This is a genomic window from Kocuria varians, from assembly GCF_006539885.1.
Lineage (GTDB): Bacteria > Actinomycetota > Actinomycetes > Actinomycetales > Micrococcaceae > Kocuria > Kocuria varians.
The window spans coordinates 14,220-40,145 of record NZ_BJNW01000009.1 but is presented as its reverse complement, the minus strand read 5'-3'; the positions used below and the strand labels follow the sequence as shown (position 1 = coordinate 40,145).

The following is a 25,926-nucleotide window of genomic DNA, read 5'->3' as shown; positions in this document are numbered from 1 at the left end:
CCGCCCCTCGGCGGTTGCCGGGGTGCGGGCGTGTTCCAGCACTGCAGGGCCGGGGCCTCGCGGGAGCGTGTTCCGGGACGGGGCGTCCGAGACCGCCGGTCCGCGCCCGGCAGGGGAGCGCCGGGGATGTGAGTTCCGGCCCCGATTTGCACGACCCACCGGGCACCCGTATAGTGGTCGATGTCGCCGCGGGGTGGAGCAGTTCGGTAGCTCGCTGGGCTCATAACCCAGAGGTCGCAAGTTCAAATCTTGCCCCCGCAACCACGAAGAAGCCCGGTCTTTCGAGACCGGGCTTCTTGCATGTCTGGCGCCTTTGAGGGTTCGGGGCTTCCGCGCGTCCGGGCCTTCTGCGTGTCCTGCCCTTCTGGGCGTCTTGGGAGTACCGACGCGGTCGCGCATTCCGGGCCCGTGCGACGACGCCGCCGCGTCCCGGAGAGGGGCGCGGCGGCGTCGTCGTGCGGCGGGTGCGTCAGCGGCGGCGCCGCGACGTGCCGAACAGGGAGCGCGTGATCTCCCGGCCCAGCGCGGAGCCCGCGGAGCGCATCATCGAGCGCACCGCCGGGTTCTCCATCACGGAACCGAGGAAACCACCGCCGTCCTCCTCCTCGTGCGTGCGGCGGGGAGCGTCCTTGCGGTCCTCGTCACGACGCCGCTCGTTCGGTTCCTCGGCGCGGTCCGTGCCGCCGTCGGAGGGTTCGGGCTCGTCGTGCACCGCCTCCAGGCGGCCCCGCAGCAGCTCGTACGCGGACTCGCGGTCCACGGCCTCGCCGTAGGTCGCGAGCAGCGGGGAGGCGGAGACGATCGCGTCGATCGCCTCCGGGGACGCGGGCTGCATGAGCGACTGGGGCGCGCGCATGCGGGTCCACGCCACGGGGTGGTCACCGGTCTCGGAGAGCACGGTGACCACGGCCTCGCCGGTCGCGAGCTGCGTGAGCAGCTGCTCGAGGTCGTAGGCGCTCTTCGGGTACGTGCGCACTGCGGACTTCAGGGCCTTGGCGTCGTCCGGCGTGAACGCCCGCAGCGCGTGCTGCACACGGTTGCCGAGCTGCGCCAGGATGTCCGAGGGGATGTCCTTGGGGGACTGGGTCACGAAGAAGATGCCCACGCCCTTGGAGCGGATCAGCCGCACGGTCTGCTCGATCGAGCTCAGGAACTCCTTGGAGGCGTCCTCGAAGAGCAGGTGGGCCTCGTCGAAGAAGAACACCAGCCGGGGCTTGTCCGCGTCACCGACCTCCGGGAGGTCCTGGAAGAGGTCCGCGAGCAGCCACATCAGGAACGTGGAGAACAACCGGGGCTGCTGCTGCACCTCGGAGAGCTCGAGGCACGAGACGATGCCCTTGCCGTCCTCGGTGGTGCGCAGCAGGTCCGTGGTGTCGAACTCGGGCTCGCCGAAGAAGACCTCGGCCCCCTGGTTCGCGAACGTGGTCAGCTCCCGCAGGATCACGCCGGCCGTCTGCTTGGACAGCCCGCCGATCTCCGCGAGCTCGTCCTTGCCCTCCGGGGAGGTCAGGTGCACGATCACCTCGCGCAGGTCCTTGAGGTCCAGCAGCGCCAGGCCGTGCGAGTCCGCGTAGTGGAACACGAGCCCGAGCGAGGACTCCTGCGTGGCGTTGAGGCCGAGGACCTTGGAGAGCAGGGTGGGGCCGAAGGACGTGACCGTGGCGCGCACGGGCACCCCCTTGCCCTGACCGCCCAGGCTGTAGAACTCCGTGGGGCTGGCCGTGGGGGACCACTGCTGGCCCACGGACTCGGCGCGCTGGGCGACCTTCGGGTTCTCCTCACCGGGCTGCGAGATGCCGCTGAGGTCACCCTTGACGTCCGTGAGGAACACGGGCACGCCGTCCGTGCTGAGCTACTCCGCGAGGGCCTGCAGCGTCTTGGTCTTGCCCGTGCCGGTGGCACCGGCCACGAGGCCGTGCCGGTTCAGCGTGGCCAGGGGCACCCGCACGACGGCGTCCGCGTGGGGACCCTCCTCGTCGAGTGCGGCCCCGATCTCGAGGCACGGGGCGTCGCTCGCGTAGCCGGTGCGGATCGCGTCGAGCTGCTCGTGGGCACCGCCCTGGGCTGCCGCCATGCTCAGACCTCCTCGGCGGAGACGATGTTCTCGCCGTCCTTGGCGCCGGAACCGGCCTTCAGCGCCGCCAGGCGGGCCTCGATCTCGGTCTGCTGACCCATGTTCTCGAGCGCTTCGAACTGGCGGTCCAGGGACGAGTCCGCGAGCTCCTGCTGGCCGGCCACGCGGGCCTCCTCGCGGCGCACCTTCTCCTCGAAGCGGGAGACCTCGCTCGTGGGGTCCATGACGTCGAAGGACTTCAGGGCGTCCTGCACCTGGGACTGCGCCTGCACGGTCTTCTGGCGGGCAGCGAGCTCGTCCCGCTTGGCGGAGAGCTCCTGCAGCTTGCCGCGCATGCTGTTCAGGCCGGTCTTGAGCTTGTCCACGACCTCGGTCTGGGACGCGATCTGCGGCTCGGCGGCGCGCGCCTCGTTCTCGGACTGGATCTGGCGCTGCAGGGCCACCTTGGCGAGGTCGTCGAACTTCCCGGCCTCGACCTCCTTGCCCGCACGGCGGAACTCCTCGGCCTTGTTGGACGCGGCCAGGGCCTTGCCGCCCCACTGCTGCGCCTCCTGGACGTCCTCCGCATGGTCCTTCTCGAGTAGGCGCAGGTTGCCGATGGTCTGGGCCACCGCGGACTCCGCTTCACGGATGTTCTCCGTGTAGTCGCGGACCATCTGGTCCAGCATCTTCTGCGGGTCCTCCGCGGAATCGATCATCGCGTTGATGTTGGCCTTGGCCAGCTGGGCGATGCGCCCAAAGATCGACTGCTTGGTCATGGTGTTCTCCTCTTCTCGTGTGTCGGTGGAGCTGAGTTCGTCCGGGTCCGCGGGGGAGCCGGTGATCTGTGCCGGGGCCGGTGGGCGGTCAGAAGTTGCCGCCCACCCCGCCGTCGAAACCGCCGCCGTCCCCGAAGCCGCCACCGTCGCCGAAACCACCGTCGCCGAAGCCGCCACCGCCGAATCCTCCTCCGAAGCCGCCGCCGTCGTGGTGGCCGCCGCCGAAGCCTCCGCCGTTGAGGATGCCGCCCAGCAGGATCCCGCCGAGCACCGCACCCCCCAGGCCGTTGTTCTGGCGTCCGCCGTAGCCGCCGTAGCCGCCGGGTGAGCTGTAGAAGCGGTCCACGTCCTCGCTCGCGGAGCGCTGGGCGGAGTCCGCGAGGCGGATGGACTGGTTGGCCTCGTCGAGGGCGCGCTCGGGGTCGGAGTTGCGCAGCTGCTGGGCGATCTGCAGGTGGCGCTCGGCCTCCGCGATCTCGGTGCGGGCCCGGGCGCCCACGCCACCGCGGCGCGCCCAGACGTAGTCGGAGGCGGTCGTGAGGCTCGCCTGTGCGCTCACGAGGGTGTGGGAGAGGGTCTCGCGGGCGGAGCGGGCGCGGTCCTGGGACGTGCGGACGTCCTGCAGCCCCTTGTCGAGCTCGGCCTTCGCCTGGGCGAGCCGTCGCGCGGAGCCCACGGGGTCGTAGTGGCCCGAGGACATCTGCCGTGTGATCGTCTCGACCACGGAGCGCACCCCCGCGGCGGCCCCGGCGAGTTCCGGGCGGGAACCCTGCTGCACGAGGCCCTCGGCCTCCGCGACGTCCCGCTGGGCAATGCTCACAGCGTCCTTGAGCGACTCCTCTGCGGCGGCGAGCTCCCGGCGGGCGTTGTCCACCGAACCGATCAGGCCCTCGGCCTGACCCTGGGCCTCCTCGGCGGCGCGGATCGCGAGCACCGCCTCGGAGACCTTGCCGGCGTCCAGGTGCTGCTGGGCGTCACCGATGGAGGTCGCGGCGAACTCGAGCCGGTCGCGCGCCTGCGTGCCGTTGTCCACCACGGGGGCGAGGGCGGCGTCGTCGTACGTCTCGTGCAGCCCCACCAGGGCGGCCTCGGCGTCCGCGAGGCGGGGCCGGGTGGCGTCGACGGCGCGGCGCACCGCCTCCAGGGCCTCCGGCGCGCGCGTCTCGAGCTGCCGCAGCCGCGTGAAGCTCTGCTCCTGCTCGGCCAGCGGGGCGCGGGCCTGGCGGGTGCGGTCGATGATCTCCCCGAGCCACGCGCGCTGGTCCGCCTCGGAGTCCGGGATGTCGTCCTCGAGCTTCTGCTGCAGCTCGAAGGAGGCGCGCATGTGCTCCTTGGCGCGCGCGATCGCCTCCTGGAACGGCTGCGTCTGCTCCTCGCCGTACTGCAGCTGCGCGAAGGCCAGTTCCTGCTCGGAGTGCTGGATCGCGTTGTCCGCCTTTACGAGCGCGGAGCCCGCCTGCCGGTGCAGCTCGGGCAGGGGCACGAGCGGACGCTCGGGGGCGCGCTGGCCGCGCGGGGCGCCGTCGGCCCCGCCCTGACCCGCCTGGTCCTGACGACGACGCCGCCTGCGCGCCACCACCGCGGCACCCACGCCCGCGGCGGCGAGACCGCCCACGGCGACCGTGCCGAGCACGGCGCCGCCCGCGCCGCCCAGGCCGCCGCCGAGCGAGGAGTTGATGCCCTTCACGGCGCCCTCCGCGGCGCCGTCCCAGTCACCGCTGCTCAGCGCCGGGGCAATGTTGTCCTGGTAGATCTTCTGCTGGTCGCTCTTGGACAGCGGCCCCGCGTTGTTCGCGCTGAAGCGCGCCTGACGGCTGGTGGTGGCAACGGCCAGCACGGCGTCGTTCGTGCCGAAGCCGTTGCGCTGCGCGAAGTCCTCGACCCAGTCGTCCGGGTTCGTGGGGTCCGTGAACCGGTCCACGTAGACCACGTAGAGGGTGACCTGGTGCTCCTTGGCGAGCGAGGAGATCTCGTCCTTCACCGCGGAGGCGTTGCTCAGGGCGTTGACGGTGTCCACCACGCGCACGCCCGGCTCCACCGTGGGAGGGGCCTCGGCCAGCGCCGCGGGGCCCAGGAAGAGGAGGGAGGACCCCGCCAGTGCGGCCACCGACATCGTGCGCCGCCAGTAGGTGCGTGAACTCATGACCCTCGTTCCCTCGACATCGGCGCGGTGCGGCAGGGGCCCGTGTGGCCGGTGGTGCTTCGCGGGAGCCGCGCCGCTCGCGTCACAGAATACGCTGTGGTGGATCACGGGGTCACGAATTCAGTGGATGTCCGGAGAGGTAACAGGGAACTCACGAGAAGCCGTCAGTTCTCACAGCCCCGGTACAGTAAGGGCGAGCATACTGGGTCATCAAAACTGACCGGCCCAGGTGGCGGTCCCACAGGTTTTGGAGGAGAGAGCATGGCCGATTCCCACGATCCCCGCGAGGGCGGCGATCCCCAGCGTCCCGTGCCCCGGTACGGACAGTACGGTTCGGGCGCGGGCCGCAGCGGTGCCGACGGCTCCGGTGCTCAGGGCCCCGGCTCGCCGTGGACCGCGGACGAGACCCAGCCGATCCCCTCGGCCTCCCGTTCGGCCGACGACGACGTCCGCTACCCGGGTGAGACCCGCGAGTACAGCGGTGTGTACCAGCCCGCCGACGCCTCCTCCGGTGACCGCGACGCCTACGGGCAGGGCGCGGTGCACGGCCACGGCGCGGCGTACGACGACGGTGCGCGCCCGGCGGTCGGGGCGGCCTCCGGCGCGGGCGGCGGCGGTGGCCACGACGGCGGCTACGGCGGGCCCGGCCCGGCCGGTTCGGGCTACCCTGCCCAGGACGGCCGCGGCGGCACGAAGACGAAGCGGCGCTTCTCGGGTGGGGCGATGATCGCGGGCATGGCGCTCGCGGGCCTGCTCGGCGCGGGAACCGCGGTGGGCACCGGAGCGGTGGCCACGGGCAGCGGCACGAACAGCACCAACAGCTCCCCGGTGATCGTCAACAACACGGACTCCGTTAACGAGATCACCGGGGCCACGCAGAAGGCGTTGCCCTCCGTGGTGACGATCTCCGCCACCTCCGGCAACCAGGCCGGCACGGGCTCCGGCGTGGTCCTGGACGACCAGGGGCACATCCTCACCAACACCCACGTGGTCACGCTGGACGGTGCGAGCTCCAACGCGAACCTTGAGGTGCAGACCTCGGACGGCTCGGTGCGCAAGGCCACGGTCGTGGGCACGGACCCGGAGTCGGACCTCGCGGTCATCACGGTGGACGCCAAAGGGCTGACCCCGGCGGAGTTCGCGGACTCGTCCAAGCTCAACGTGGGGGACGCCGCCATTGCGATCGGTGCGCCGCTCGGGCTCAGCGGCACCGTGACGGACGGCATCGTCTCCACGCTCAACCGCACGATCGCGGTGGCCTCCTCCGCGGCCCAGGAGACCCCGGACACCTCCCAGTCCCAGCAGGGCAAGGGCAGCGGCGGTCAGGACTTCTTCTTCAACTTCCCGGACAACGGGCAGTCCGGCTCCCGGTCCGCCAAGTCCAGCGTGTACCTCAACGTGCTGCAGACGGACGCCGCGATCAACCCCGGCAACTCCGGGGGTGCGCTCGTGAACTCGAGCGGACAGGTCATCGGCATCAACGTGGCGATCGCCTCCGCCGCGGGCTCCTCCTCCGGGGACGAGAGTAGCTCCGGCAACATCGGCGTGGGCTTCTCGATCCCCTCCAACACGGCCAAGCGGGTCGCGGACGAGATCATCAAGGACGGCAAGGCCACCCACGGCTACCTGGGCGCCTCGGTCACGGATTACACCGCGCCCGGCAGCAGCTCCGGGCAGTTCTCCTCCGGGGCGCTCGTGCTCAAGGTGGAGAGCGGTTCACCGGCCGCAGACGCCGGGCTCAAGGCGAACGACGTCGTGACCAAGTTCAACGGCAAGTCCGTCACGGACGCGGACGCCCTGACCGCAGGTGTGCGCGAGCTCGCGGCCGGTTCTCAGGCGGAGATCACCTTCCGCCGCGGCAACGACGAGAAGACGGCCACGGTCACCCTGGGCAACGCCGCGGACCAGAAGAGCAACTAGTCCGCGGGGTTTCCCACCCACGTAGGACGGCGCCCTCCCCACGAGAGTGGGGAGGGCGCCGTCGCACACGGGGACCGGTCGCGGCTCAGACGCCGTCCGGGAAGCCGAGCTGGCGCCAGGCCTCGTAGAGCGCGATGGACGCGGAGTTCGCGAGGTTCAGGGAACGCCGCCCGGGCAGCATGGGGATCCGCACGCGCTCGCTCACGTGCTCGTCCGCGAGCACTTCCTCCGGCAGGCCGGTGGACTCGCGGCCGAAGAGCAGCACGTCCCCGTCCCGGTAGTCCAGCTGCGTGTGACGGGTGGTGGAGTGCGAGGTGAACGCGATCACCCGCGCATCCCCGAGGGAGTCCCACAGCGCCTCCGTGCTGGGGTGGACGTCCATCACCGCGAGATCGTGGTAGTCCAGGCCCGCGCGGCGGAGGTTGGCGTCGTCGAAGTTGAAGCCGAGGGGCTCCACGAGGTGCAGCCGCGCGCCGGTGCAGGCGGCGAGGCGGATGGCGTTGCCCGTGTTGCCCGGGATCTCGGGGGAGTGGAAGACGAAATGGAGCATGGGTGCGAGTGTAGGCGCACCGCGGCGGCGTCGGTGGGGATCCCTAGACTGGGCCCATGCCCACACCCCGCGTCTACATGGACCACGCCGCAACCACGGACATGCTCCCGGAGGCCGTCGAGGCGTACGTCGAGCAGGCTCGCCGCGGCGGCAACCCGGCGTCCCTGCACTCCGGCGGCCGCGCCGCCCGGATGGCCCTGGAGACCGGGCGGGACCGGATCGCGGCCGGCCTGAACGCCGAGCCCGTGGAGGTCATCCTGACCTCCGGCGGCACCGAGGCGGACAACATGGCCGTGCTGGGCCTGTTCCGCGCGGCCCGGGAGGCGGATCCCCGGCGCACGGTGATCGCGCTGTCCACGGTCGAGCACCATGCGGTCTCGGAGGCCGCGGAGTGGCTCGCGGCGCACGAGGGCGCGGAGCTCGCGTGGCTCGAGGTCGACGAGGTCGGCCGGGTGGATCCGGCCACGCTCGCGGACCTGCTCGCGCGCCGCGGCCCGGAGATCGCCCTCGTCACGGTCATGTGGGCCAACAACGAGGTGGGCGCCGTGCAGCCCGTCGCGGAGCTCGCAGCGCTGTGCGACGACGCCGGTGTCTCGTTCCACGTGGACGCCGTCCAGGCGTTCTGCGCCGTGCCGGTGGACGCGCACCTGCGCGGCATCAGCACCCTCGCCGTCTCGGCGCACAAGCTGGGAGGACCCATGGGCGTGGGTGCGCTCTACGCCCCGCGCACCGTGCGCCTGGCCGCCACGAGCTTCGGCGGCGGCCAGGAGCGCAGCGTCCGCTCGGGGACGGTCAACGCCGCCGGTGCCGCGGCGTTCGGGGCGGCGGTCGAGGCCGCCCAGGCGGGGCTGCACGAGGAGTTCCTGCGCCGTGCCGCCCTGCGCGACACCCTCGTGGCCGGAATCCTGGAGCGCGTGCCGCGGGCGGTGCTGCGCGGCCCGGCCCCCGGCGCGCCCGAGGCCGAGTGGGAGCACGCCACCCGCCTGCCCGGCAACGCGCACCTCACCTTCCCCGGCTGCGAGGGGGACTCCATGCTCTTCCTCTTCGACGCCGCGGGCATTGCGCTGTCCACGGGCTCGGCGTGCAGCGCCGGGGTGCCGCGGGCCTCCCACGTGCTGCTGGCCATGGGGGTGCCGGAGGAGACGGCCCGCGGGGCCCAGCGCTTCTCGCTGGGCCACACGAGCACCCCGGAGGACGTGGAGCGCGTGCTCGACGTCGTGGCGGACGTCTACGAGCGCGCCCGCACCGCGGGGCTCTCGGGGCACGTGCCCGGCACGTTCTGAGCCCTGCCGGGGGAATAGCACCCGGGACTCCCACGTTGTTAAGAAGTCCGATCCGACGATTCTCACCTGGAGGCACATCCGTGCGCGTTCTGGCAGCCATGAGCGGCGGCGTGGACTCGGCAGTGGCCGCGGCACGGGCCGTGGACGCCGGGCACGACGTCACCGGGGTCCACCTGGCCCTGTCCCGCACCCCCGGCACGCTGCGCACCGGTGCGCGCGGGTGCTGCACCATCGAGGACTCCCGGGACGCCTGGCGTGCCGCGGAGAAGCTCGGCATCCCGTACTACGTGTGGGACTTCTCGGAGCGTTTCCAGGCGGACGTCGTGGACGACTTCGTGGCGGAGTACGCCGCGGGGCGCACGCCCAACCCGTGCATGCGCTGCAACGAGAAGATCAAGTTCGCCGCGCTGCTCGAGAAGGCGCTCGCCCTGGGGTTCGACGCCGTGTGCACCGGGCACTACGCGAAGGTCGTCGAGGGCGCGGACGGCCACAAGGAGCTGCACCGCGCCGCGGACTGGGCGAAGGACCAGTCCTACGTGCTGGGCGTGCTCACGGCGGAGCAGCTCGAGCACGCGCTGTTTCCCCTCGCGGAGACGCCGTCCAAGGCGCAGGTCCGTGCGGAGGCGGAGGAGCGCGGGCTGTCTGTGGCCAAGAAGCCCGACTCCCACGACATCTGCTTCATCCCGGACGGGGACACCCGCGGCTGGCTCGCGGACCACATGGAGCTGGACCCGGGACGGATCGTGGACACCGAGGGCAACGAGCTCGGCGAGCACCGCGGCGCCCAGGCCTACACGGTGGGCCAGCGCCGGGGGTTGCACATCGGCCGCCCCGCCCCGGACGGCAAGCCCCGGTTCGTGCTGGAGATCCGGCCCAAGACCAACGAGGTCGTCGTCGGGCCGGAGCAGCTGCTTGCGATCGACGTCATGGAGGGCATCCGGCCGTCCTGGGCCGGCCTCCCGCCCCGTGAGGTCACCGAGCTGGGGGAGAGCGGCGAGGGGTGCTCGCTGGAGTTCCCCGTGACCGTGCAGGTGCGCGCCCACGGCGACCCGGCCCCGGCAAGCGCGTGGCTCACCCGCGAGGCCGGGGACTCCCGGCTGCACGTGCGGCTGGAGGAGTCCCAGCGCGGCGTCGCCCCCGGTCAGACGATGGTGCTCTACCAGGGCACCCGGGTGCTCGGGCAGGCCACGATCGACGCCGCGTACGCGGACCGAGCGGCCGTCACCGCCTCCTGAGCGCAGCCCCGCCTCCTGGGGAGGTTGCCCCCCACCGCCTCCCGCCCGTTGCCCCGTCCAGGCCGGGGCGGGTGGCTCCCACCCGGTTCGGGGTGCCCGCTCCACGGTGATTACAGTGGGCGCATGACCTCTGCCACTCACCCGACCGACCGCCCCGAGGACCACGCCCCGGTGGATCCCGCGGCCACCGACGCACCGCACCGGACCTCCGAGACGGCCATGGAACGGCTGACCTCGATCCGCGGCACGATCGACAACATCGACGCCGCCCTGATCCACCTGCTCGCCGAGCGCTTCAAGGCGACCCAGCGCGTGGGCAAGCTCAAGGCGGAGAACGACCTGCCGCCGTCGGACCCCGAGCGGGAGAAGGCCCAGATCCAGCGGCTGCGCAGCCTGGCCGAGGCCGCGCACCTGGACCCCGAGTTCGCGGAGAAGTTCCTGACCTTCATCATCAGCGAGGTCATCCGGCACCACGAGGCGATCTCCGAGGACCACCAGCGCGGCCACGACGCATGAGCGCGCCCACCGGGGACGCCGTGACGGCCACCCTCACCCGTGCGCTACGCGGCACGGACCCGTTCGAGACGTTCACCGTGCTGCGCGGCGAACTGGGCGCACCGCACCTCGCGAGCGTGCCCGTGCTGCCGGACCGCGGCCCGCACGCGGAGCTGGCGGCCCGCACGGCCGCCATGCTGGACTCCTTGCACGCGGACCGTCAGCCCCACGGCTGGCGCATCACCGGCGTGCCCGGTGCCGACTCCCGGCAGGCCCGGAACCTGCTCGCGAGCGACCTCAACGTGGTCGCGGACGTCCTGGGTGCGGAGTCCGGCGCGGACACCGGACCCATAGCCTTCTCCGTCCTGGGGCCCGTCTCCCTGGCCGCCACCGTGCACGTGCACAACGGCGAGAAGCTGCAGTCGGACCCCGGCGCCAGGCGCGACCTCACCCAGTCCTGGTGCGCGGGCCTGCCGGACCTCGTGGCCGCGCTGCGGCGCAACACGGACGGGCGCGGCACCGTGCTGGTGGTCGAGGAGCCGGAGCTGGAGCGGGTGCTGGCGGGGACGATCCCCACGGCGAGCGGCTACCGCACGCTGCGCTCGCTGCCCCGGCACGAGGTGCGCACGGCGCTGACGGAGGCCGTGACGGCCGCGCGGGAGGCCGGTGCGCAGCGCGTGCTGCTGGCCGCCGGGGACGCCGAGCCCGCCTGGGCCCTGCGCACGGGCGCGGACACCGCCGTGACGGGCGTGCCTTCGGGCGCCACCGAGCGGTGGGAGCCCCTCGCGGCACTGCACGAGGCCGGGGTGGGACTGTGCTTCGACTCCGCTCCCGTCACCGGGCGCCCCGCCGTGCGCAGCCTGGTGGAGCGCGTGCTGCGGCCCTGGACGGAACTCGGCATGGACCCGGCCGCCCTGCTCGGAACCCTGCTCGCGCCGTCGTCGGCGATCCACGAGACGACCCCGCCGGAGCTCGCGGGCGCGCTGCGCCGTGTCACCGACCTGGGGGACGCGCTCACGGAGGCGTGCAACGAGGCCTGAGGTCCACCAGGCCGTAGAATCGTGCGAGAACGCGGGGCGCCCGGCCACGGCCGCATCCGGTGGAGGACTCGAGTGCGAAAGCGGGCCATGAAGGCGAGAATCTTGGTAGTGGACGACGACGCCGCCCTGTCGGAAATGATCGGCATCATCCTGGCCTCGGAGGACTTCGAGCCGGTGTACTGCTACGAGGGCTCCAGCGCCCGCGAGGTGTTCCACGCGTCCGAGCCGGACCTGATCCTCCTGGACCTCATGCTCCCGGGCATGGACGGCATCCAGGTGTGCCAGCAGATCCGCGCCGAGTCGGACGTCCCCATCGTGATGCTCACCGCCAAGTCGGACACCGCGGACGTGGTGCGAGGGCTCGAGGCCGGCGCGGACGACTACGTCCCCAAACCGTTCAAGCCCGCGGAGCTCGTGGCCCGCGTCAGGGCGCGGCTGCGGCCCACCGAACGCGGCACGTCCCAGGAGATCACCCTGGGGGACATCGTGATCGACGTGACCGGGCACACGGTCACCCGGGACGGTCAGGAGATCCCCCTGACGCCCCTGGAGTTCGACCTGCTGGCCACCCTCGCGCGCTCGCCGCACCAGGTGTTCAGCCGTGACGAGCTGCTGCGGGACGTGTGGGGCTACCCGCACGCCGCGGACAACCGCCTGGTCAACGTGCACGTGCAGCGGCTGCGCTCCAAGGTGGAGCGCGATCCGGAGAACCCGGAGGTGGTGCTGACCGTGCGCGGGATCGGCTACAAAGCGGGCGGGCACCCGCATAAATGAGCGCGGCCCCGGCACCCGCCACGGCGCGACCCCCCGCCGCGCGCCGCCGCCCGAAGCTGCTGCGCAGGCTCCGGCTCAGCCGCCGTGTGCTGTTCCGGCGCTGGCGGCAGTCGCTGCAGTTCCGCGCGATCGCGGTGGCCCTCGCCCTCACGTCCATGGCGTTCTTCGCCACGGGCAGCTTCCTGTCCCACCAGATCGCGGACCGGCTGTTCACGGACCGTCTCAACCAGGTGCTCGAGGAGGCCCGCACGGACATCAGCACCGCGCAGGCGAGCTTCGACGCCTCGGACGCCTCCGACCGCACCGAGGTGCAGGCGCTGATCAACTCCACGCTGGGCGGACTGAGCCAGGACACGAGCACCACGGACCACCGCTGGGTGCTGATCCCCATGGACCAGGGCACGGGCCAGTCCTTCGTGGGCGTGCAGACCGAGAGCCCGTGGATGACCTCCGCGTCCGTGCCGCAGCAGCTTCAGCAGCGCGTGGCCAACGGGGACGGCACCTACTGGCAGCCGGCGTCCGTGCGCATGGCGGAGAACGCGCCGCAGCAGCCCGTGATCGTGATCGGGGACGTGGTCCAGCTCAACCAGAACTCGCGCTACGGGCTGTACTTCGTCTACGACTTCTCGGACCCGCAGGCCACGCTGGACTCGATCCACGCGGTGCTGCTGCTGTCCATGGTGGCCCTGCTGCTGCTCGTGGGAACGATCGTCTGGTACGTCACCCGGGAGGTCGTGCGCCCGGTCTCGAACACCGCGCGCGTGTCCCAGCGGCTCTCCGAGGGTGACCTGGACGTGCGCATGGAGGTGCGCGGCAGCAACGAGGTCGCCCGCCTGAGCCGTTCGTTCAACCGCATGGCCGACTCCATCCAGACCCAGATCACGCAGCTCGAGCAGCTGTCCTCGATTCAGCAGACCTTCGTCTCGGACGTCTCCCACGAGCTGCGCACCCCGCTGACCACGGTGAAGATGGCCGCGGAGGTGCTCTACAACGCGCGCGAGGACTTCGACCCCGTGAACCGGCGCTCCAGCGAGCTGCTGCACAACCAGGTGGAGCGCTTCGACTCGATGCTCTCCGACCTGCTGGAGATCTCCCGGTTCGACGCCGGGGCGGCGCGCCTGGACATCGCGTCCACCGACATCTTCTCGGTGGTCTACGACGTCGTGGAGGCAGCGGCACCGATCGTGCTGACCTCCGGCTCCGAGCTCACGGTGCGCTCCACGCTGACGCGCGCCGTGGTGCAGATGGACCAGCGGCGCATCGACCGCATCCTGCGCAACCTGGTGACCAACGCCCTGGAGCACGGCGAGAGCAAGCCCGTGGACATCTACGTGGGCGCCAACGAGAACTGCGTGGCGGTCGCGGTGCAGGACCACGGCATCGGCATGACGGAGGAGCAGACCACCAAGGTCTTCAACCGGTTCTGGCGCGGGGATCCCGCCCGCGCGCGCACCGTGGGCGGCACAGGGCTGGGGCTTGCGATCGCCACCGAGGACACCCGCCTGCACGGTGGCCGCCTCGAGGTCTGGGCGGAGCCGGACAACGGCGCGTGCTTCCGGCTCACGCTGCCGCTGCTGCGCACCCAGCCCCTGGACCCGGAGCTGCCCAATCCGCTGCCCCTGCCCCCGGACGAGGACTCCGCGGCCTCTACGGCCCGCGTCACGGACACCGGCTCCCTGCAGCTGACGGCCCCCGCGCCCCTCTTCGTGGGGGACCCGGTCACGGGCCAGTTGAGCATCGACTTCACGGAGGGCGTGGACGACGCCGCGGCCTCCGGCTCCGGCGCGGCCCACGGTGCGGACGAGCCGGCCGGCGGTCGGAGCCTCTCGGACGCACTGGCCGGGGAACGGCCCGGGGCCGAGGACACCGCCCCGACCGGGGTCACCCCGGACGACGGCACCGCGGACGACGCCGCGGCGAACGGGACCGCCGGCGGGGCGGGGCGGCAGGGCGGCGTCGTCGGCCCGAACGGTGGCACGGCACGTGCCGCCACGGACACCGCGTCCCGAGCCCGCAGCGGAACGGACGGGCCCGGGCACCACGGAACGCACCCGGGGTCGAGCGCGGCGCAGGACGGCCGCGGGACGGAGGAGTCATGACGTCACGGTCAGAGCACCCGAGCGCGGGCGGGACCGGCGAACGGGACGGAGCTGCAGAACTGAGCGGTACCGCCGAACCGGGCGGCGCCGCGGGACGGCGTCGCGACGGGGCGAGGACCCTGTCGCGCCGGGTCCGCTTCGCGGGCGCGCTGACCGCCGTGGCCCTGGGCGTCATGCTCTCGGCGTGCGGCGCCATGCCGCGCTCCGGGCCGGTGCACAAGGTGATCGAGCCCACCGAGCAGTCCGAGCAGACCACCATGGCGTTCAACCCGCAGGCGCCGCAGGCGGGGGCGTCCGCGCAGGAGATCGTGGAGGGCTTCCTCGCCGCCGGGGTGGGTGCGCAGGACGACTACTCGGTGGCGCGCAAGTACCTCACGCCCCAGCTGGCGACCACGTGGAAGCCGGACACGCGCGTGCTCGTCCACTCGGGCGAACCCACCACGGTGCCCCGGCTGAACGAGGGGGAGTTCCGCACGAGCCTGGAGATCAGCGGTGAGCTCGGCTCCAACGGTGTGCTCACCGCGCAGCCCGCGGGCAGCACACGCGTGCTGGACTTCGTCCTGACGTCGGTGGACGGCCAGTGGCGGATCTCGAAGGCCCCGGACGGGGTGATCGTGCCCAAGGCGGACTTCGAGCAGATCTTCGCGCCCACCACGCTGTACTTCTACTCGGCCAAGGACCCCAACTACCTGGTGCCGGATCCGCGGTGGTTCGTCAAGCGCTCCACGGCGTCCACGGGCGCGGTCCGGGCACTGCTGAGCGGGCCCGCGGGATACCTGGGCGACTCGGTCACGAGTGCCCTGCCGCAGACGGCGTCGCTCTCGCGCTCCTCGGTGCCGGTCTCCGGCGGAACCGCTTCGGTGGACCTGACGCTGGCGAACTTCGACCCCGCGGACGTGAACCAGGCCCACCGGATGGACCAGCAGCTGCGCACGACCCTGCGCTCGGTCTCGTCCGTGGAGGATGTGGACCTCACCATCAACGGGGCGCCGGTAGAGACGCCGGGCAGCTCGGGGACCGACGCCGTCCGCGCGGTGACCGTGCCCAACCGGCAGATCGGCGTGTCCAACGGGCACCTGGCGTTCTACCAGGGTGGGCAGACGGAGGAGATCCCGAACATCTCGCTGCCCCAGGGTGCCTCGGTCTCGCGCCCGGCGATGGGCACCGAGGCCACGACCTTCGGCTTCGTGAACACCGCGGACTCCACGGTCTACACCGTGGCCTCTGGGCAGGAGCCCGAGAAGCGCTGGTCCGGCACGCAGCTCAGCAGGCCCAGCTTCGACCGAGTGGGCTACGTGTGGGGGTCGGACCGCTCCGGCACGGTGCACGCGGTCCGCGTGTCCGAGGACGGCGTGGGGGACACCGTGAGCGCCGCGTGGCTCGACAAGCAGCACGTGGCCTCCCTGCGGATCTCGCGCGAGGGCAGCCGCGCGCTCGTGGTGACGACGACGGGCACCTCCCACCGCGCGACCGTGTGGCTCGCCGGCGTGGTCCGCGACAGCTCCGGCAAACCCACCGAGCTCGTCAAGGGCAACGCCGTGGCCGCGGACGTGGACGTGGACACTGCCCAGTGGATCGGCCCGGACGAGTTCGTCACCACCGCACTCGGCCAGGACGGCAACGCCCAGCCCCGGCGCTACACGGTGGCCGGGCGCTACGACGAGCTGCCCTCCCTGACCGGCGTGACCTCCATCGCCGGGGGCAACGGACCCGCGGCCGTCTACGGTGCCTCGGACGGGAAGCTCTACATGCTCACCGGCAGCTCCTGGGCCCTGCAGAGCGAGCAGGTCACGGACACCGCGTTCTCCGGCTGACGCGGGGACGCTTTTTCCGCGGAGGGAAGGGCTGCGGGGCTGCCGCCGTCCGGTCTGGGCTCCCCATGGCGCTCTGCGGCTGACCCGGTGCCGTCGTTCGGGATGGACTGGGGCCATGACGACGCCACGGGCTCCCGGACATCTCTCACCCACCCGGTCGGATCCCACCCGGCTGCCGCCCGGCCGTGCCGCGCGCTGGGACCTTCGCACTGCTCGCTGCGGTGCCTGGTGGGCGCAGGCGGCGGAGCTGCTGCTGCCCGTCTCGTGCGCCGTGTGCGGTGAGCCCGGAGCCACGCTGTGCCGACTCTGCCGGATCGTGCTCCGGCGGGCCACCGCACGTCCCGGTGTGCTGGTCACACCGGCGCCCCTGGAGGCCACCGGGGTGCGCGTGTGGACGGCGGGGGAGTACGAGCACGAACTGGCCTCGTGCCTGCTCTCGTTCAAGAACGGTGGTCGCAGCGACCTCGCGCCGGTCCTCTCCGCCGTCCTCTCGCCGGTGCTCGCGGCCGTGGCCCGGGAGCTGCGGGGAAGCCCGGCCGCGGGGCCGCGGAGACTGCACTGGGTGCCGGTGCCCACGAGTGCCCGCGCGCGGCGTCGTCGGTGGTTCGACCCCGTCGCCACGGTCCTCGACGGCGCCGCGCTGCCCTCCGGCACGCGCGTCACGCCGGCGGTGGGCCACCGGCGCTCCGGCTGGCGGCGGCGAGGTCGGCAGGCCGGGAGCCAGAAGACGCGCGGTGGCGCGCAGCGCGAACGGGCGCTGCGCGGCACGATGCAGGCGCGGGACGTCCGGGGGCTCACGTGCGTGGTCGTGGACGACGTGCTGACCACCGGGGCCACCGCGGCCGAGGCCGTCCGGGCACTGCGGTCCGCCGGTGCCCGGGTGCCGGCCGTGGTCACCCTTGCCGGGGTGCGCGTCCCGCGTTCACCGGGGGAGAACGCGGGCGGCTCGGACGCTGCGGTCAGTGAATTTCATCACCATTTCATCTAGCGTTGGATCACGGGAATCAAACGGTGTCCCGCGTGGGAGAGCAGCAGGTCCCACACCATCCTCAAGATGTGGAGGGTCTCATGGAACTGAACATCAAGGGTCGCAACATCACCCTCCCGGATCGTTTCCGGGAGTACGTGGAATCCAAGAGCGAGCGCTTCCAGCAGCTCGGCGACAAGGTGCAATCCATCGAGGTCAAGGTCACGAAGGAGAACTCCGGTTCGGGGCACCAGGGGATACGCGTGGAGATCACCGTGGACGGTCGAGGTCCGGTGCTGCGCGCGGAGGCACGCAACGAGGACAAGTTCGCCGCGTTCGACGAGGCCTACGCCAAGCTCGTGGAGCAGCTGCGCCGAGCCCGCGACCGCCGCAAGATCCACCGAGGGGGCCACCAGCGGCCCGTCGCCGTGCACGGGGCCACGGGTTCGCTGCCCGTGATCCCGCTGGATGCCGGCCCCACCTTCGCCTCGGACCAGGAGCTCGCCGCGGCGGAGGACGAGGCCTTCGACACCGAGTACCCGCTGAGCGACACTCCCTCCCCCGTGGAGATCCGGCGCAAGCGCTTCCCGGCCCACGCGATCACCGTGGACGAGGCCGTGGACCAGATGGAGCTCGTGGGACACGACTTCTTCCTGTTCGTGGACAAGGACACGCAGGAGCCGTCCGCCGTCTACCGCCGCAAGGGCTGGGAGTACGGCGTGATCAGCCTCAGCGCGGACGGTGCCTCCGGCGAGGAGAAGGTCCCCTACCAGGCGGAGCCCGCCTCCTGAGCCAGCCACGCACCACTGCCGCACCGGGAGCCCCGTGACCACGTCGCGGGGCTTCCGCCGCGAAGGTGGGCGCGGCACGCGCACCGGGTGCACGCGGGAACCGACCGTCCAGACTCACTCACGTACACTGTTCGGCGGTGCACCCTCAGCCCATCTCCGGTGCCCACCCCTGATCTCGGAGGAGCGAACACACGTGGCGTCATTCCTGGAAAAAGTTCTTCGCACGGGGGACAAGCGTGTCCTGAAGCGGCTGAGAACTTACGCGGACGCCGTCAACAGCCTCGAGGACAGCTTCAAGGAGCTCACCGACGCCGAGCTGCGCGCGGAGACCGACTCCTTCCGTGAACGCATCGAGGGTGGCGAGTCCCTGGACCGCCTGCTGCCGGAGGCCTTCGCCGCTGTGCGCGAGGCCGCGTCCCGCACCCTGGGTCAGCGCCACTTCGACGTCCAGGTCATGGGCGGCGCGGCCCTGCACCTCGGCTACATCGCGGAGATGAAGACCGGTGAGGGCAAGACGCTCGTCGCCACCCTGCCCGCGTACCTCAACGCGCTCACGGGCAAGGGCGTGCACGTGGTGACCGTCAACGACTACCTGGCCGAGTACCAGGCCAACCTCATGGGACGCGTCTACCGTTTCCTGGGGCTGGAGACCGGTGTGATCCTGAGCGGACAGGATCCGGCCACGCGGCGCGAGCAGTACAACGCGGACATCACCTACGGCACCAACAACGAGTTCGGTTTCGACTACCTGCGCGACAACATGGCGTGGGACAAGGACGAGCTCGTGCAGCGCGGCCACAACTTCGCGATCGTGGACGAGGTGGACTCCATCCTCATCGACGAGGCCAGGACCCCGCTGATCATCTCGGGTCCCGCCTCCGGCGAGGCGAACCGCTGGTACCGCGAGTTCGCGACCGTGGTGAAGAAGCTCGTGCCCGAGACGGACTACGAGGTGGACGAGAAGAAGCGCACGGTGGGCGTGCTCGAACCGGGCATCGAGAAGGTCGAGGACTGGCTCGGCATCGAGAACCTCTACGAGGCGCAGAACACCCCGCTGATCGGCTTCCTGAACAACGCCATCAAGGCCAAGGAGCTGTTCCGCAACAACAAGGACTACATCGTCGCCGGGGGCGAGGTGAAGATCGTGGACGAGCACACGGGCCGTGTGCTCGCGGGCCGCCGCTACAACGAGGGCGTCCACCAGGCCATCGAGGCCAAGGAGGGCGTGGAGATCAAGCCCGAGAACCAGACGATGGCCACGATCACCCTGCAGAACTACTTCCGCCTCTACGACAAGCTCTCCGGCATGACCGGCACGGCCCAGACGGAGGCCGCCGAGTTCATGAACACGTACGAGATCGGCGTCGTCGCCATCCCCCCGCACCGCGGCATCGCCCGCGAGGACAAGCGGGACGTGGTCTACAAGAACGAGGCCACCAAGTACGCCGCCGTGGTCCGCGACATCGAGGAGCGCCACGAGAAGGGCCAGCCGGTGCTCGTGGGCACGGCGTCCGTGGAGAAGTCGGAGTACCTCTCCAAGCTGCTGGCCAAGCGCGGCGTGCGGCACGAGGTGCTCAACGCCAAGAACCACGCCCGTGAGGCCGCCATCGTGGCGCAGGCCGGACGCAAGGGCGCCGTGACCGTGGCGACCAACATGGCCGGTCGAGGCACCGACATCATGCTGGGCGGCAACGCCGAGTTCAACGCCGTGGAGAAGATGGCCGAGCTGGGCCTGGACCCCGAGCGCGACGCCGAGGCCTACGAGGCGCGCTGGCCCGAGGTGCTCGAGCAGTGCGAGGCCGCCACCAAGACCGAGCACGACGACGTTCTGCACGCCGGCGGTCTGTACGTGCTCGGCACCGAGCGCCACGAGTCCCGTCGCATCGACAACCAGCTCCGCGGCCGTTCCGGGCGCCAGGGCGATCCCGGGGAGTCCCGGTTCTACCTGTCCCTCTCGGACGACCTGATGCGCCTGTTCAACCCGGGTGCGGCGCAGCGTCTGATGGCGATCGCCCCGGACGACGTCCCGGTGACCGGGCGCCTGATCACCTCCGGCATCGCCAACGCCCAGAACCAGGTGGAGGGACGCAACGCGGAGCAGCGCAAGAACGTGCTCAAGTACGACGACGTCCTCAACCGCCAGCGCGAGGTCGTCTACCGCGACCGCCGCCGGATCCTCATGGGCGAGGACATCAAGGGCCAGATCGAGCAGTTCACCGAGGAGATCATCACCTCGACCATCACGGACCGCACCCGCGTGGGCCACTCCGAGGACTGGGACCTGGACGAGCTGTGGACCGCGCTGCGGGCGGTGTACCCGATTTCCCTGACGCAGGAGGAGGTCGTGGCGGAGGCCGGTGGCCGCCCCCGGCTCTCCTCCGAGTTCCTGCAGGAGCAGGTCCTCTCGGACGCGAAGGTGATCTACCAGGAGCGCGAGGAGGAGCTGGGCTCCGAGGCCATGCGCAACCTGGAGCGTCGGGTGCTGCTGTCGGTGATCGGTCAGCGCTGGCCCGAGCACCTCTACGAGATGGACTACCTCAAGGAGGGCATCGGGCTGCGGGCCATGGCGCAGCGCGATCCCCTGGTGGAGTACCAGCGCGAGGGTCACGCCATGTTCCAGGACATGATGGCCGCGATCCGCGAGCAGACCGTGGTCACGCTGTTCAACCTCGAGGTCCGCAAGCAGCGCACCGGGGAGTCCGGGGGAGCGGTCCAGCTGACCACGCCCCAGCGCCCCGCCTTCCTGCAGTACACCGCGCCGGACGAGGACGGCGAGCCCCGCGCCGCGGTGGATTCGGAGCAGGATGCGCAGGCCACCTCCGGTGCCGTCGGCTCCGACGCGGGAACGACGGCATCGGACTCTGCCTCCGCCTCCGAGGACGGCGAGGGTGCCAACCGCGCCCAGCGCCGCACCAGGGCGGGCAAGGCCGGGAAGGCCAAGCGCGGCAAGCGCCGCTGAGCCGCGCCGCGGGGGAGCACGCTCACCCGACTTCGAGATGGGTGACCCGCCACTGGCGGGTCACCCTTTCGATGCGCAGCGCCACGGCGCGCGCCCGCGTGGCCTCCTCGACCACGAGCGACGCCTCCCAGCACCCCGGCGCGGGGTTGCACACCCGCACGCGACGCACCCTGGCCGCCCGGTGGACGTCGAAGGCGGCGCGGCGTTCCGGGCACTGCTCCTGCACGAGCTTGAGCATGGCCGCGCGCTGCGTGAAGCGCTCGACCACCTCCGGCTCGGTCCAGCGGGAGAGCTGCGATGCCGGCCGGGTGCCCGCGAGGATCTCCACCGCGGCCTGACCGATGCTGCGGGCGATGGCCCCGACACGTTCATTCTCGTTCTTGCCGGTGAGTGCGGCGGCGGATCGGTCCTGCCGCCAGGTGTAGCCGCCCGCGGGAGTGCGCGGCGTGGACTCGGGAACGGCGATGCTCATGGTGTGCTCCTCTGGATGGTGCTGCACCGGGCCGGCGGTCCGGTGGATCCTGGGTGGTCGTGTGGTGGTACTGGCCGTGCAGCCGGGTGGCTGTGGGCTGGGAGCCCGGGCCGTGTCAGCCGTGGGCGGTCTGGGGATCGAGCAGCTCGGGCGGGACCCGCAACTGGTCCCCGGGGTGGATGAGATCGCCGTGCTCGGCGAGGGCGTTGTGCTCCAGCCACTGCGTGAGGTGCTGCGAGACGGCGCAGTCCGAGGCATCCGGGCCCATCAGCTGGGCAGTGAGGTCCCACAGCGTGTCCCCGGCCATGACGGTCAGCACGCCGTCCGCCACGCGTTCGCGGGCGGGAGGATTCGGGGCGGATGCCGCGGGTTCGGTCACTGACGGCTGCGGTGCGGTGGCGGCGGGCGCGCTGGGCGCATCCGTGCCGGAGGGCGTCTGGACGTACAGGGCCCCTGCGCCATCCCGAGACCCGTTCTCCGCCGGCGCGGGAACCACGGCTGGCTCCGGGGAGGACGTTGCCGTGACGCCCGGGGCGGCCGCGGCGGCGCTTCCGGCGGCGCTCTGATCCGCCGTGTCGCCGTTGCCTGCACCGCTGCCGGTTGCGTCGGCGCCCCCGGTGGGCCCGTCCAGCTGAGCGGTGCCGGTGGCCGCGGTGCCCCAGAAGGGGTCCAGAGCGGCGTCGTCCGCATGGGCGGGGGCCACGACGGCGAGCTGGATCCCGACGACGGCGGCCGCCGTGCGGGCCACGACGCCCGGTGTCAGCCGCGAGGCCCACCGCTCGAGGCCGGACCAGTGCAGGCGGCGGGCCGTGGCCGCGAGGGCCAGCATGAGCAGGCCGCCGAGCCACCACCCCGCCACCGCGAGGCACGCCGCAGAGGCGAGCACCGCGACGTCGAGCACCGGGTCACTCGCTGAGCCGGCGGCGCGCAGCCGACCCGCCTGCACCCAGCCGAGCGCACCGAAGGCCGAGGCGAGCACCGGGACCGCGCACCACAGGGCCGCGCTCCGGTCCGGTGCAGCCTGTTCGCGAACCTGGTGTCGCATCGTTGACCCCCGATGTTGTTATTTGATGTCGTTTGGTATTTTTAGATCATTCAGAGGTTTCTCTCCGGAGTCAATGATCGATCCGAAGGCATGGAGTGGCCACCGCAGTTCGGATGGGCTGCCGGGTGTTCAGCTCGTACGGTGGACCGGTGGCGGACAAGGCGCCTGAAGTGTGTGAGGGGGGAGAACGCGCGGCATGAGGTGGGACGAACTCTTCGACGACATGGAGTCGCAGCTCGAACAGGCCCACGTGCGCATGGTCGAGCAGGAGGCCGTGGAGACGGCGCGGGCGGAGCTGTCGCGGCTCACACTGCTGGAGCGTCTGGCCGCCCACCGGGATGGGCCGGTGCGGCTGCGGCCCGCGGAGGGGGACACGCTGGAGGGCGTGCTCGCGGACGTGGGTGCCGGATGGGCCGTGGTGCGTGAGCATCACCTTCAGCACCTCGTGCCGCTGCACAGCGTGGTGTGGTGGGAGGGCCTGCCGCGGCGCTTCGAGGTGCTCCCGGACACCTCGACGATCCGGCGGCTCGGCATGGGGCACGTGCTGCGGGCGCTGAGCACCGCGCGCGTGCCGGTCCGGGTGCTGCTGAGGGACCACTCGGGTCACGGCGAGCTCGAGGGCACCCTGGACTCGGTGGGTCAGGACTTCTTCGACCTCGCGGTGCACCCGGCGGACCAGTTCCGCCGACGCCGCGCGGTCACCTCGGTGCGCACGGTCGGCTTCTCGGCGGTTGCGCTGGTCTCCTCGCTCGACGCCGGCTGACGGTGAGGGCTGCCGGTCCCGGGCGGCAGACCGGGGCCGCGGGGATCGTCGTCCACGTGGGCCGGTGGCCGGGGAGGGTACCGGGGTGGCGGGATCAGTCCACCCGAAGGTCGGGGCCCGTCTGCCTCAGTGCAGCGTGCCTTCTCGCACGGCGATCTCCGTGCGCTCGTAGCCCTGCTGGATGTACTCCTCCAGCTTGCTCTTCTCCACGCGCCACTGACCGCGGCCGCCCACCTGGATGGCGGGCAGCTCGCCGGAACGCACCATGGCCCGGGCCTGCGCCACGGAGACGGAGAGGATCTCGGCGACGTCCGCGAGCGTGAGGAATCGTTGCTGCGCCATGGCCCTGCATCACTTCCTTTGGTGCTGTTCGATGCCGAATCATCGGAGTCCACCGGACATTGTCCCACGTGGCACGAGGCGCCCTTGCTTATCAACAGGATCGGGCGGGCATGCAGACGTGGTCAGCTTTGTCCACAGTGTTCGGCGTCACACTTTTCCGCCGTGTCCGCCCCGGGGCACACTCGGAGGGATCCGGTGGGGGACCGGACACGGGGAAAGGACGGGCGCATGGGCAGTTCTGCATCGAAGGGGTCGGCACCCGCGGCGGCGGCGCGGTTCCGCAAGCCCTCCTGGCGGGATCCGCGACTTCTCGTGGGGCTGCTGCTGGTGCTCCTCTCCGTGATGGGAGTGGTCCTGCTGGTGGCTACGGCCAACCGGAGCGAGCCGTACTACGTGGCGGCGCAGGACCTCGCGGTGGGGCAGCGGATCACGAGGGAAGATCTCACCACCGTGGATGCCCACCTCCAGGACTCCGCCGAGCGCTACGTTCCCGGCTCGCGCGACCTCCAGGAGAACGCCGTGGTGACCCAGCGGGTGGCGCGCGGGGAACTCGTCCCTGCCGCCTCGGTGGGAACCGCGGACGCCCTGGACCGCACGCCCGTGGGGATCGCACTGGAAACGCCGATCCCCGCCGAGGCCGGCCCGGGCTCCCACGTGGATGTCTGGGTTGCCCAGCCCCGCCCCACCGGCCGGGGCTACCTCGAGCCCAAGAAGCTCGTGAAGGCGGCGGAGATCGCCCGCGTGGACACCAAGGACACCGCGCTGGGCGGCACGGGCGGCGTTACGGTGCACGTGCTCGTGCGGCAGTCGCAGGTGGGTCCGCTCGTGGACGCCCTCGGCAACGACGCCAAGGTGACGCTCGTCCTCGATGTGACGGGCGGCGGCTCGTGAGCACCTCCCTGGCCACCCTGGGGATCAGCACCTGGGAGCTCGTGGACCGGGTCGAGCGGCTGCACGGGGAGGTCACGGTGGTCCGGCGCTGCCTCGAGCTCTCGGAGCTGCTCGCGTGCTCGCACACCGGTATGGCGGACGCGGCACTCGTGGCGGAGGGCGCCGAGGACCTCACCGCGAGCCTGCTGGAGCAGCTCGCGGACAACGGCGTGCGGGTGCTGGTCGTCGAAGGGCACGACGACGCGCGCCTGGCCAGGCTGGGCGTGCCCAGCATCTCCGCCTCGGCGACCGGGGCCGAGGTCGTGCGTGCGGTGCGGGAGGCCATCGGCAGCAGCACGATCACGTCGGGCGACAGCGGCGCGGACCACACGGCCGGTGCAGGCCCCGACGCGAGCGGCGTCGTTCCGTTCGCGGAGCCGGGACGTCGGATCCGCGGTGCCGGTCAGAACTCGCCCGAAACCGGCCGGAAGAGCCACTCAGGCCCCGGGCACGAGGTGGATTCCCCTGAACCGGCTACCGCGGGCGTGTCGGTCTCCCCGGCCGATCCCGCGGATGAGGGGTGGCAGCCGGACGCCGGCGCGGCGGCGACGTCGGGGGCTGAGGAGGTGTCCCGGGCACCCCGCGGCATCGTGGCCGTGTGGGGGCCTGCCGGTTCCCCCGGGCGCACGGTGACGGCCGTGAACCTGGCCGCCGAAGCGGCGCTGAGCGGGACCCGGGTCCTGCTCGTGGACGCTGACACCTGCGCGGCCTCGGTGGCCGCGAGCCTGGGGATGCTCGACGAGGCCGCCGGTCTGGCGCAGGCGTGTCGGCTCGCGGACCAGGGGCGGATGGACGATTCCGGACTGCGGCGGTGCGTCACCGCCGTCTCGGTCGCGGGCGCCTCCATGGACGTGCTGACGGGGATCACGCGCTACGACAGGTGGCCGGAGATCCGCGGCTCCGCGCTGGGGATCGTGCTCGAGCGGGCCCGTGGCGACTACGACCTCGTGGTCGTGGACACCGCATTCTCCCTGGAGTCGGACGAGGAGATCAGCAGCGACTTCCTGGCACCGCGACGCAATGCGGCGGCCCTCGTCGCCGTATCCGAGGCCGACACCGTGGTGGCCCTGGGCGCCGCGGACGCGCTGGGCGTGCCCCGCCTCGTCAAGGCGCTCCCGGACCTGCTGGACGCGGCGCCCGGCGCGCGACCCGTGGTGGTCATGAACAAGCTGCGCGCCGCCGCGGCCGGCCGCTCTGCGGCAGCCGCGGTGCAGGAGGCGTGGGAGCGTTTCTCCCCGGGGCATCCCGTGGTGCACACGCTCTCGTGGGACCCGGGGTCGTGCGACGACGCGCTGCTCGCGGGCGCCGTGCTCGCGGAGACGGCTCCCCGTTCCGTCCTGCGCTCGGAGCTGCGCGACCTGGTGCGGCTGCTCGCGCGCCCGGAGGGACGGGGGCCCGCGGAGCCGGTCGGGGCGGCCGCCGGTGGGACTAGGCTGGGTCGTCGGATGGGCGCGTGGCTGCGCCGCGGTTGA

20 protein-coding genes, 1 tRNA gene and 1 pseudogene are annotated in these 25,926 nt (G+C 72.0%); 15 read left to right on the top strand and 7 right to left on the bottom strand.

Annotated features, from left to right (window positions below; translation table 11 throughout):
• Window positions 1–187: 187 nt before the first annotated feature.
• Window positions 188–264, top strand: a tRNA-Met gene (locus KVA01_RS06285).
• A 205-nt stretch (window positions 265–469) separates the two neighbouring features.
• On the opposite strand, the pseudogene KVA01_RS06280 reads toward KVA01_RS06285, so the two are convergent.
• The 3 genes and pseudogenes from KVA01_RS06280 to KVA01_RS06270 all read right to left on the bottom strand — a co-directional run bounded on the left by KVA01_RS06280 (window position 470) and on the right by KVA01_RS06270 (window position 4,975).
• Window positions 470–2,074 (bottom strand): annotated as a pseudogene (locus KVA01_RS06280) (helicase HerA-like domain-containing protein).
• A gap of 2 nt (window positions 2,075–2,076) precedes the next feature.
• On the bottom strand, window positions 2,077–2,832 hold the full coding sequence (locus tag KVA01_RS06275) for a PspA/IM30 family protein (RefSeq protein ID WP_068468706.1): 756 nt from the start codon (window positions 2,830–2,832) through the stop codon (window positions 2,077–2,079).
• 88 nt (window positions 2,833–2,920) lie between these two features.
• On the bottom strand, window positions 2,921–4,975 hold the full coding sequence (locus KVA01_RS06270) for a TPM domain-containing protein (protein WP_141269386.1): 2,055 nt from the start codon (window positions 4,973–4,975) through the stop codon (window positions 2,921–2,923).
• 261 nt (window positions 4,976–5,236) lie between these two features.
• On the opposite strand from KVA01_RS06270, the gene KVA01_RS06265 reads away from it, so the two are divergent.
• Window positions 5,237–6,895, top strand: coding sequence for a S1C family serine protease (locus KVA01_RS06265; protein WP_068468701.1), 1,659 nt, complete (start codon window positions 5,237–5,239; stop codon window positions 6,893–6,895).
• An 85-nt stretch (window positions 6,896–6,980) separates the two neighbouring features.
• Here the strand turns inward: KVA01_RS06265 and KVA01_RS06260 are convergent, their stop codons facing one another.
• Complete coding sequence (locus KVA01_RS06260) at window positions 6,981–7,445, bottom strand: tRNA (cytidine(34)-2'-O)-methyltransferase (RefSeq protein WP_068468699.1); 465 nt, start codon at window positions 7,443–7,445, stop codon at window positions 6,981–6,983.
• 56 nt (window positions 7,446–7,501) lie between these two features.
• Between KVA01_RS06260 and KVA01_RS06255 the strand changes: the two genes are divergently transcribed.
• The 10 genes from KVA01_RS06255 (at window position 7,502) to secA (ending at window position 20,902) form a co-directional block, all read left to right on the top strand.
• Window positions 7,502–8,728 (top strand): cysteine desulfurase family protein, encoded by a 1,227-nt coding sequence (locus KVA01_RS06255; protein ID WP_068468697.1) that lies wholly within the window; start codon window positions 7,502–7,504, stop codon window positions 8,726–8,728.
• Window positions 8,729–8,808: 80 nt separating this feature from the next.
• Window positions 8,809–9,963 (top strand): tRNA 2-thiouridine(34) synthase MnmA, encoded by a 1,155-nt coding sequence (gene mnmA, locus KVA01_RS06250; protein WP_068468695.1) that lies wholly within the window; start codon window positions 8,809–8,811, stop codon window positions 9,961–9,963.
• 123 nt (window positions 9,964–10,086) lie between these two features.
• Entirely contained in the window at window positions 10,087–10,479 is a 393-nt protein-coding gene (locus KVA01_RS06245) for a chorismate mutase (RefSeq protein WP_068468694.1), read from the top strand.
• Entirely contained in the window at window positions 10,476–11,498 is a 1,023-nt protein-coding gene (locus KVA01_RS06240; RefSeq protein WP_068468692.1) for a uroporphyrinogen decarboxylase/cobalamine-independent methonine synthase family protein, read from the top strand. Before KVA01_RS06245 ends, KVA01_RS06240 begins: the two co-directional genes overlap by 4 nt.
• An 87-nt stretch (window positions 11,499–11,585) precedes the next feature.
• Entirely contained in the window at window positions 11,586–12,272 is a 687-nt protein-coding gene (mtrA, locus tag KVA01_RS06235) for an MtrAB system response regulator MtrA (RefSeq protein WP_068468690.1), read from the top strand.
• Complete coding sequence (gene mtrB / locus KVA01_RS06230) at window positions 12,269–14,371, top strand: MtrAB system histidine kinase MtrB (protein ID WP_233438786.1); 2,103 nt, start codon at window positions 12,269–12,271, stop codon at window positions 14,369–14,371. Before mtrA ends, mtrB begins: the two co-directional genes overlap by 4 nt.
• Complete coding sequence (locus tag KVA01_RS06220; RefSeq protein ID WP_233438785.1) at window positions 14,368–16,185, top strand: LpqB family beta-propeller domain-containing protein; 1,818 nt, start codon at window positions 14,368–14,370, stop codon at window positions 16,183–16,185. Before mtrB ends, KVA01_RS06220 begins: the two co-directional genes overlap by 4 nt.
• Before the next feature lie 115 nt (window positions 16,186–16,300).
• Window positions 16,301–17,173 carry a ComF family protein gene (locus tag KVA01_RS06215; RefSeq protein ID WP_141269384.1) on the top strand — a complete coding sequence of 291 codons (873 nt, stop codon included), beginning with the start codon at window positions 16,301–16,303 and terminating at the stop codon, window positions 17,171–17,173.
• Between the two features lie 80 nt (window positions 17,174–17,253).
• Window positions 17,254–17,943, top strand: a complete 690-nt coding sequence (gene hpf, locus KVA01_RS06210; RefSeq protein WP_068468686.1) for a ribosome hibernation-promoting factor, HPF/YfiA family — start codon at window positions 17,254–17,256, stop codon at window positions 17,941–17,943.
• Window positions 17,944–18,136: 193 nt separating this feature from the next.
• Entirely contained in the window at window positions 18,137–20,902 is a 2,766-nt protein-coding gene (gene secA / locus KVA01_RS06205; RefSeq protein WP_141269381.1) for a preprotein translocase subunit SecA, read from the top strand.
• A 22-nt stretch (window positions 20,903–20,924) separates the two neighbouring features.
• Here secA and KVA01_RS06200 read toward each other — a convergent pair whose 3' ends face one another.
• Both KVA01_RS06200 and KVA01_RS06195 read right to left on the bottom strand, forming a co-directional pair.
• Window positions 20,925–21,374 carry an Rv3235 family protein gene (locus tag KVA01_RS06200; RefSeq protein ID WP_068468682.1) on the bottom strand — a complete coding sequence of 150 codons (450 nt, stop codon included), beginning with the start codon at window positions 21,372–21,374 and terminating at the stop codon, window positions 20,925–20,927.
• A gap of 115 nt (window positions 21,375–21,489) precedes the next feature.
• A complete protein-coding gene (locus KVA01_RS06195; RefSeq protein ID WP_141269379.1) occupies window positions 21,490–22,419 on the bottom strand; it encodes a LysM peptidoglycan-binding domain-containing protein in 930 nt (309 codons plus the stop codon).
• Between the two features lie 196 nt (window positions 22,420–22,615).
• Between KVA01_RS06195 and KVA01_RS06190 the strand changes: the two genes are divergently transcribed.
• Window positions 22,616–23,182 (top strand): hypothetical protein, encoded by a 567-nt coding sequence (locus tag KVA01_RS06190; RefSeq protein ID WP_068468678.1) that lies wholly within the window; start codon window positions 22,616–22,618, stop codon window positions 23,180–23,182.
• A gap of 126 nt (window positions 23,183–23,308) precedes the next feature.
• On the opposite strand, the gene KVA01_RS06185 is transcribed toward KVA01_RS06190, so the two are convergent.
• A complete protein-coding gene (locus tag KVA01_RS06185; protein WP_068468676.1) occupies window positions 23,309–23,524 on the bottom strand; it encodes a helix-turn-helix domain-containing protein in 216 nt (71 codons plus the stop codon).
• 228 nt (window positions 23,525–23,752) lie between these two features.
• On the opposite strand from KVA01_RS06185, the gene KVA01_RS06180 reads away from it, so the two are divergent.
• Together KVA01_RS06180 and KVA01_RS06175 are read left to right on the top strand one after the other, a co-directional pair.
• The gene (locus KVA01_RS06180; RefSeq protein WP_068468674.1) at window positions 23,753–24,415 is read left to right on the top strand and encodes an SAF domain-containing protein; all 663 of its coding nucleotides are present in this window, start codon (window positions 23,753–23,755) and stop codon (window positions 24,413–24,415) included.
• Window positions 24,412–25,926, top strand: a complete 1,515-nt coding sequence (locus KVA01_RS06175; protein ID WP_141269377.1) for a CpaE/TadZ family protein — start codon at window positions 24,412–24,414, stop codon at window positions 25,924–25,926. The genes KVA01_RS06180 and KVA01_RS06175 overlap by 4 nt, the downstream gene beginning before the upstream one ends.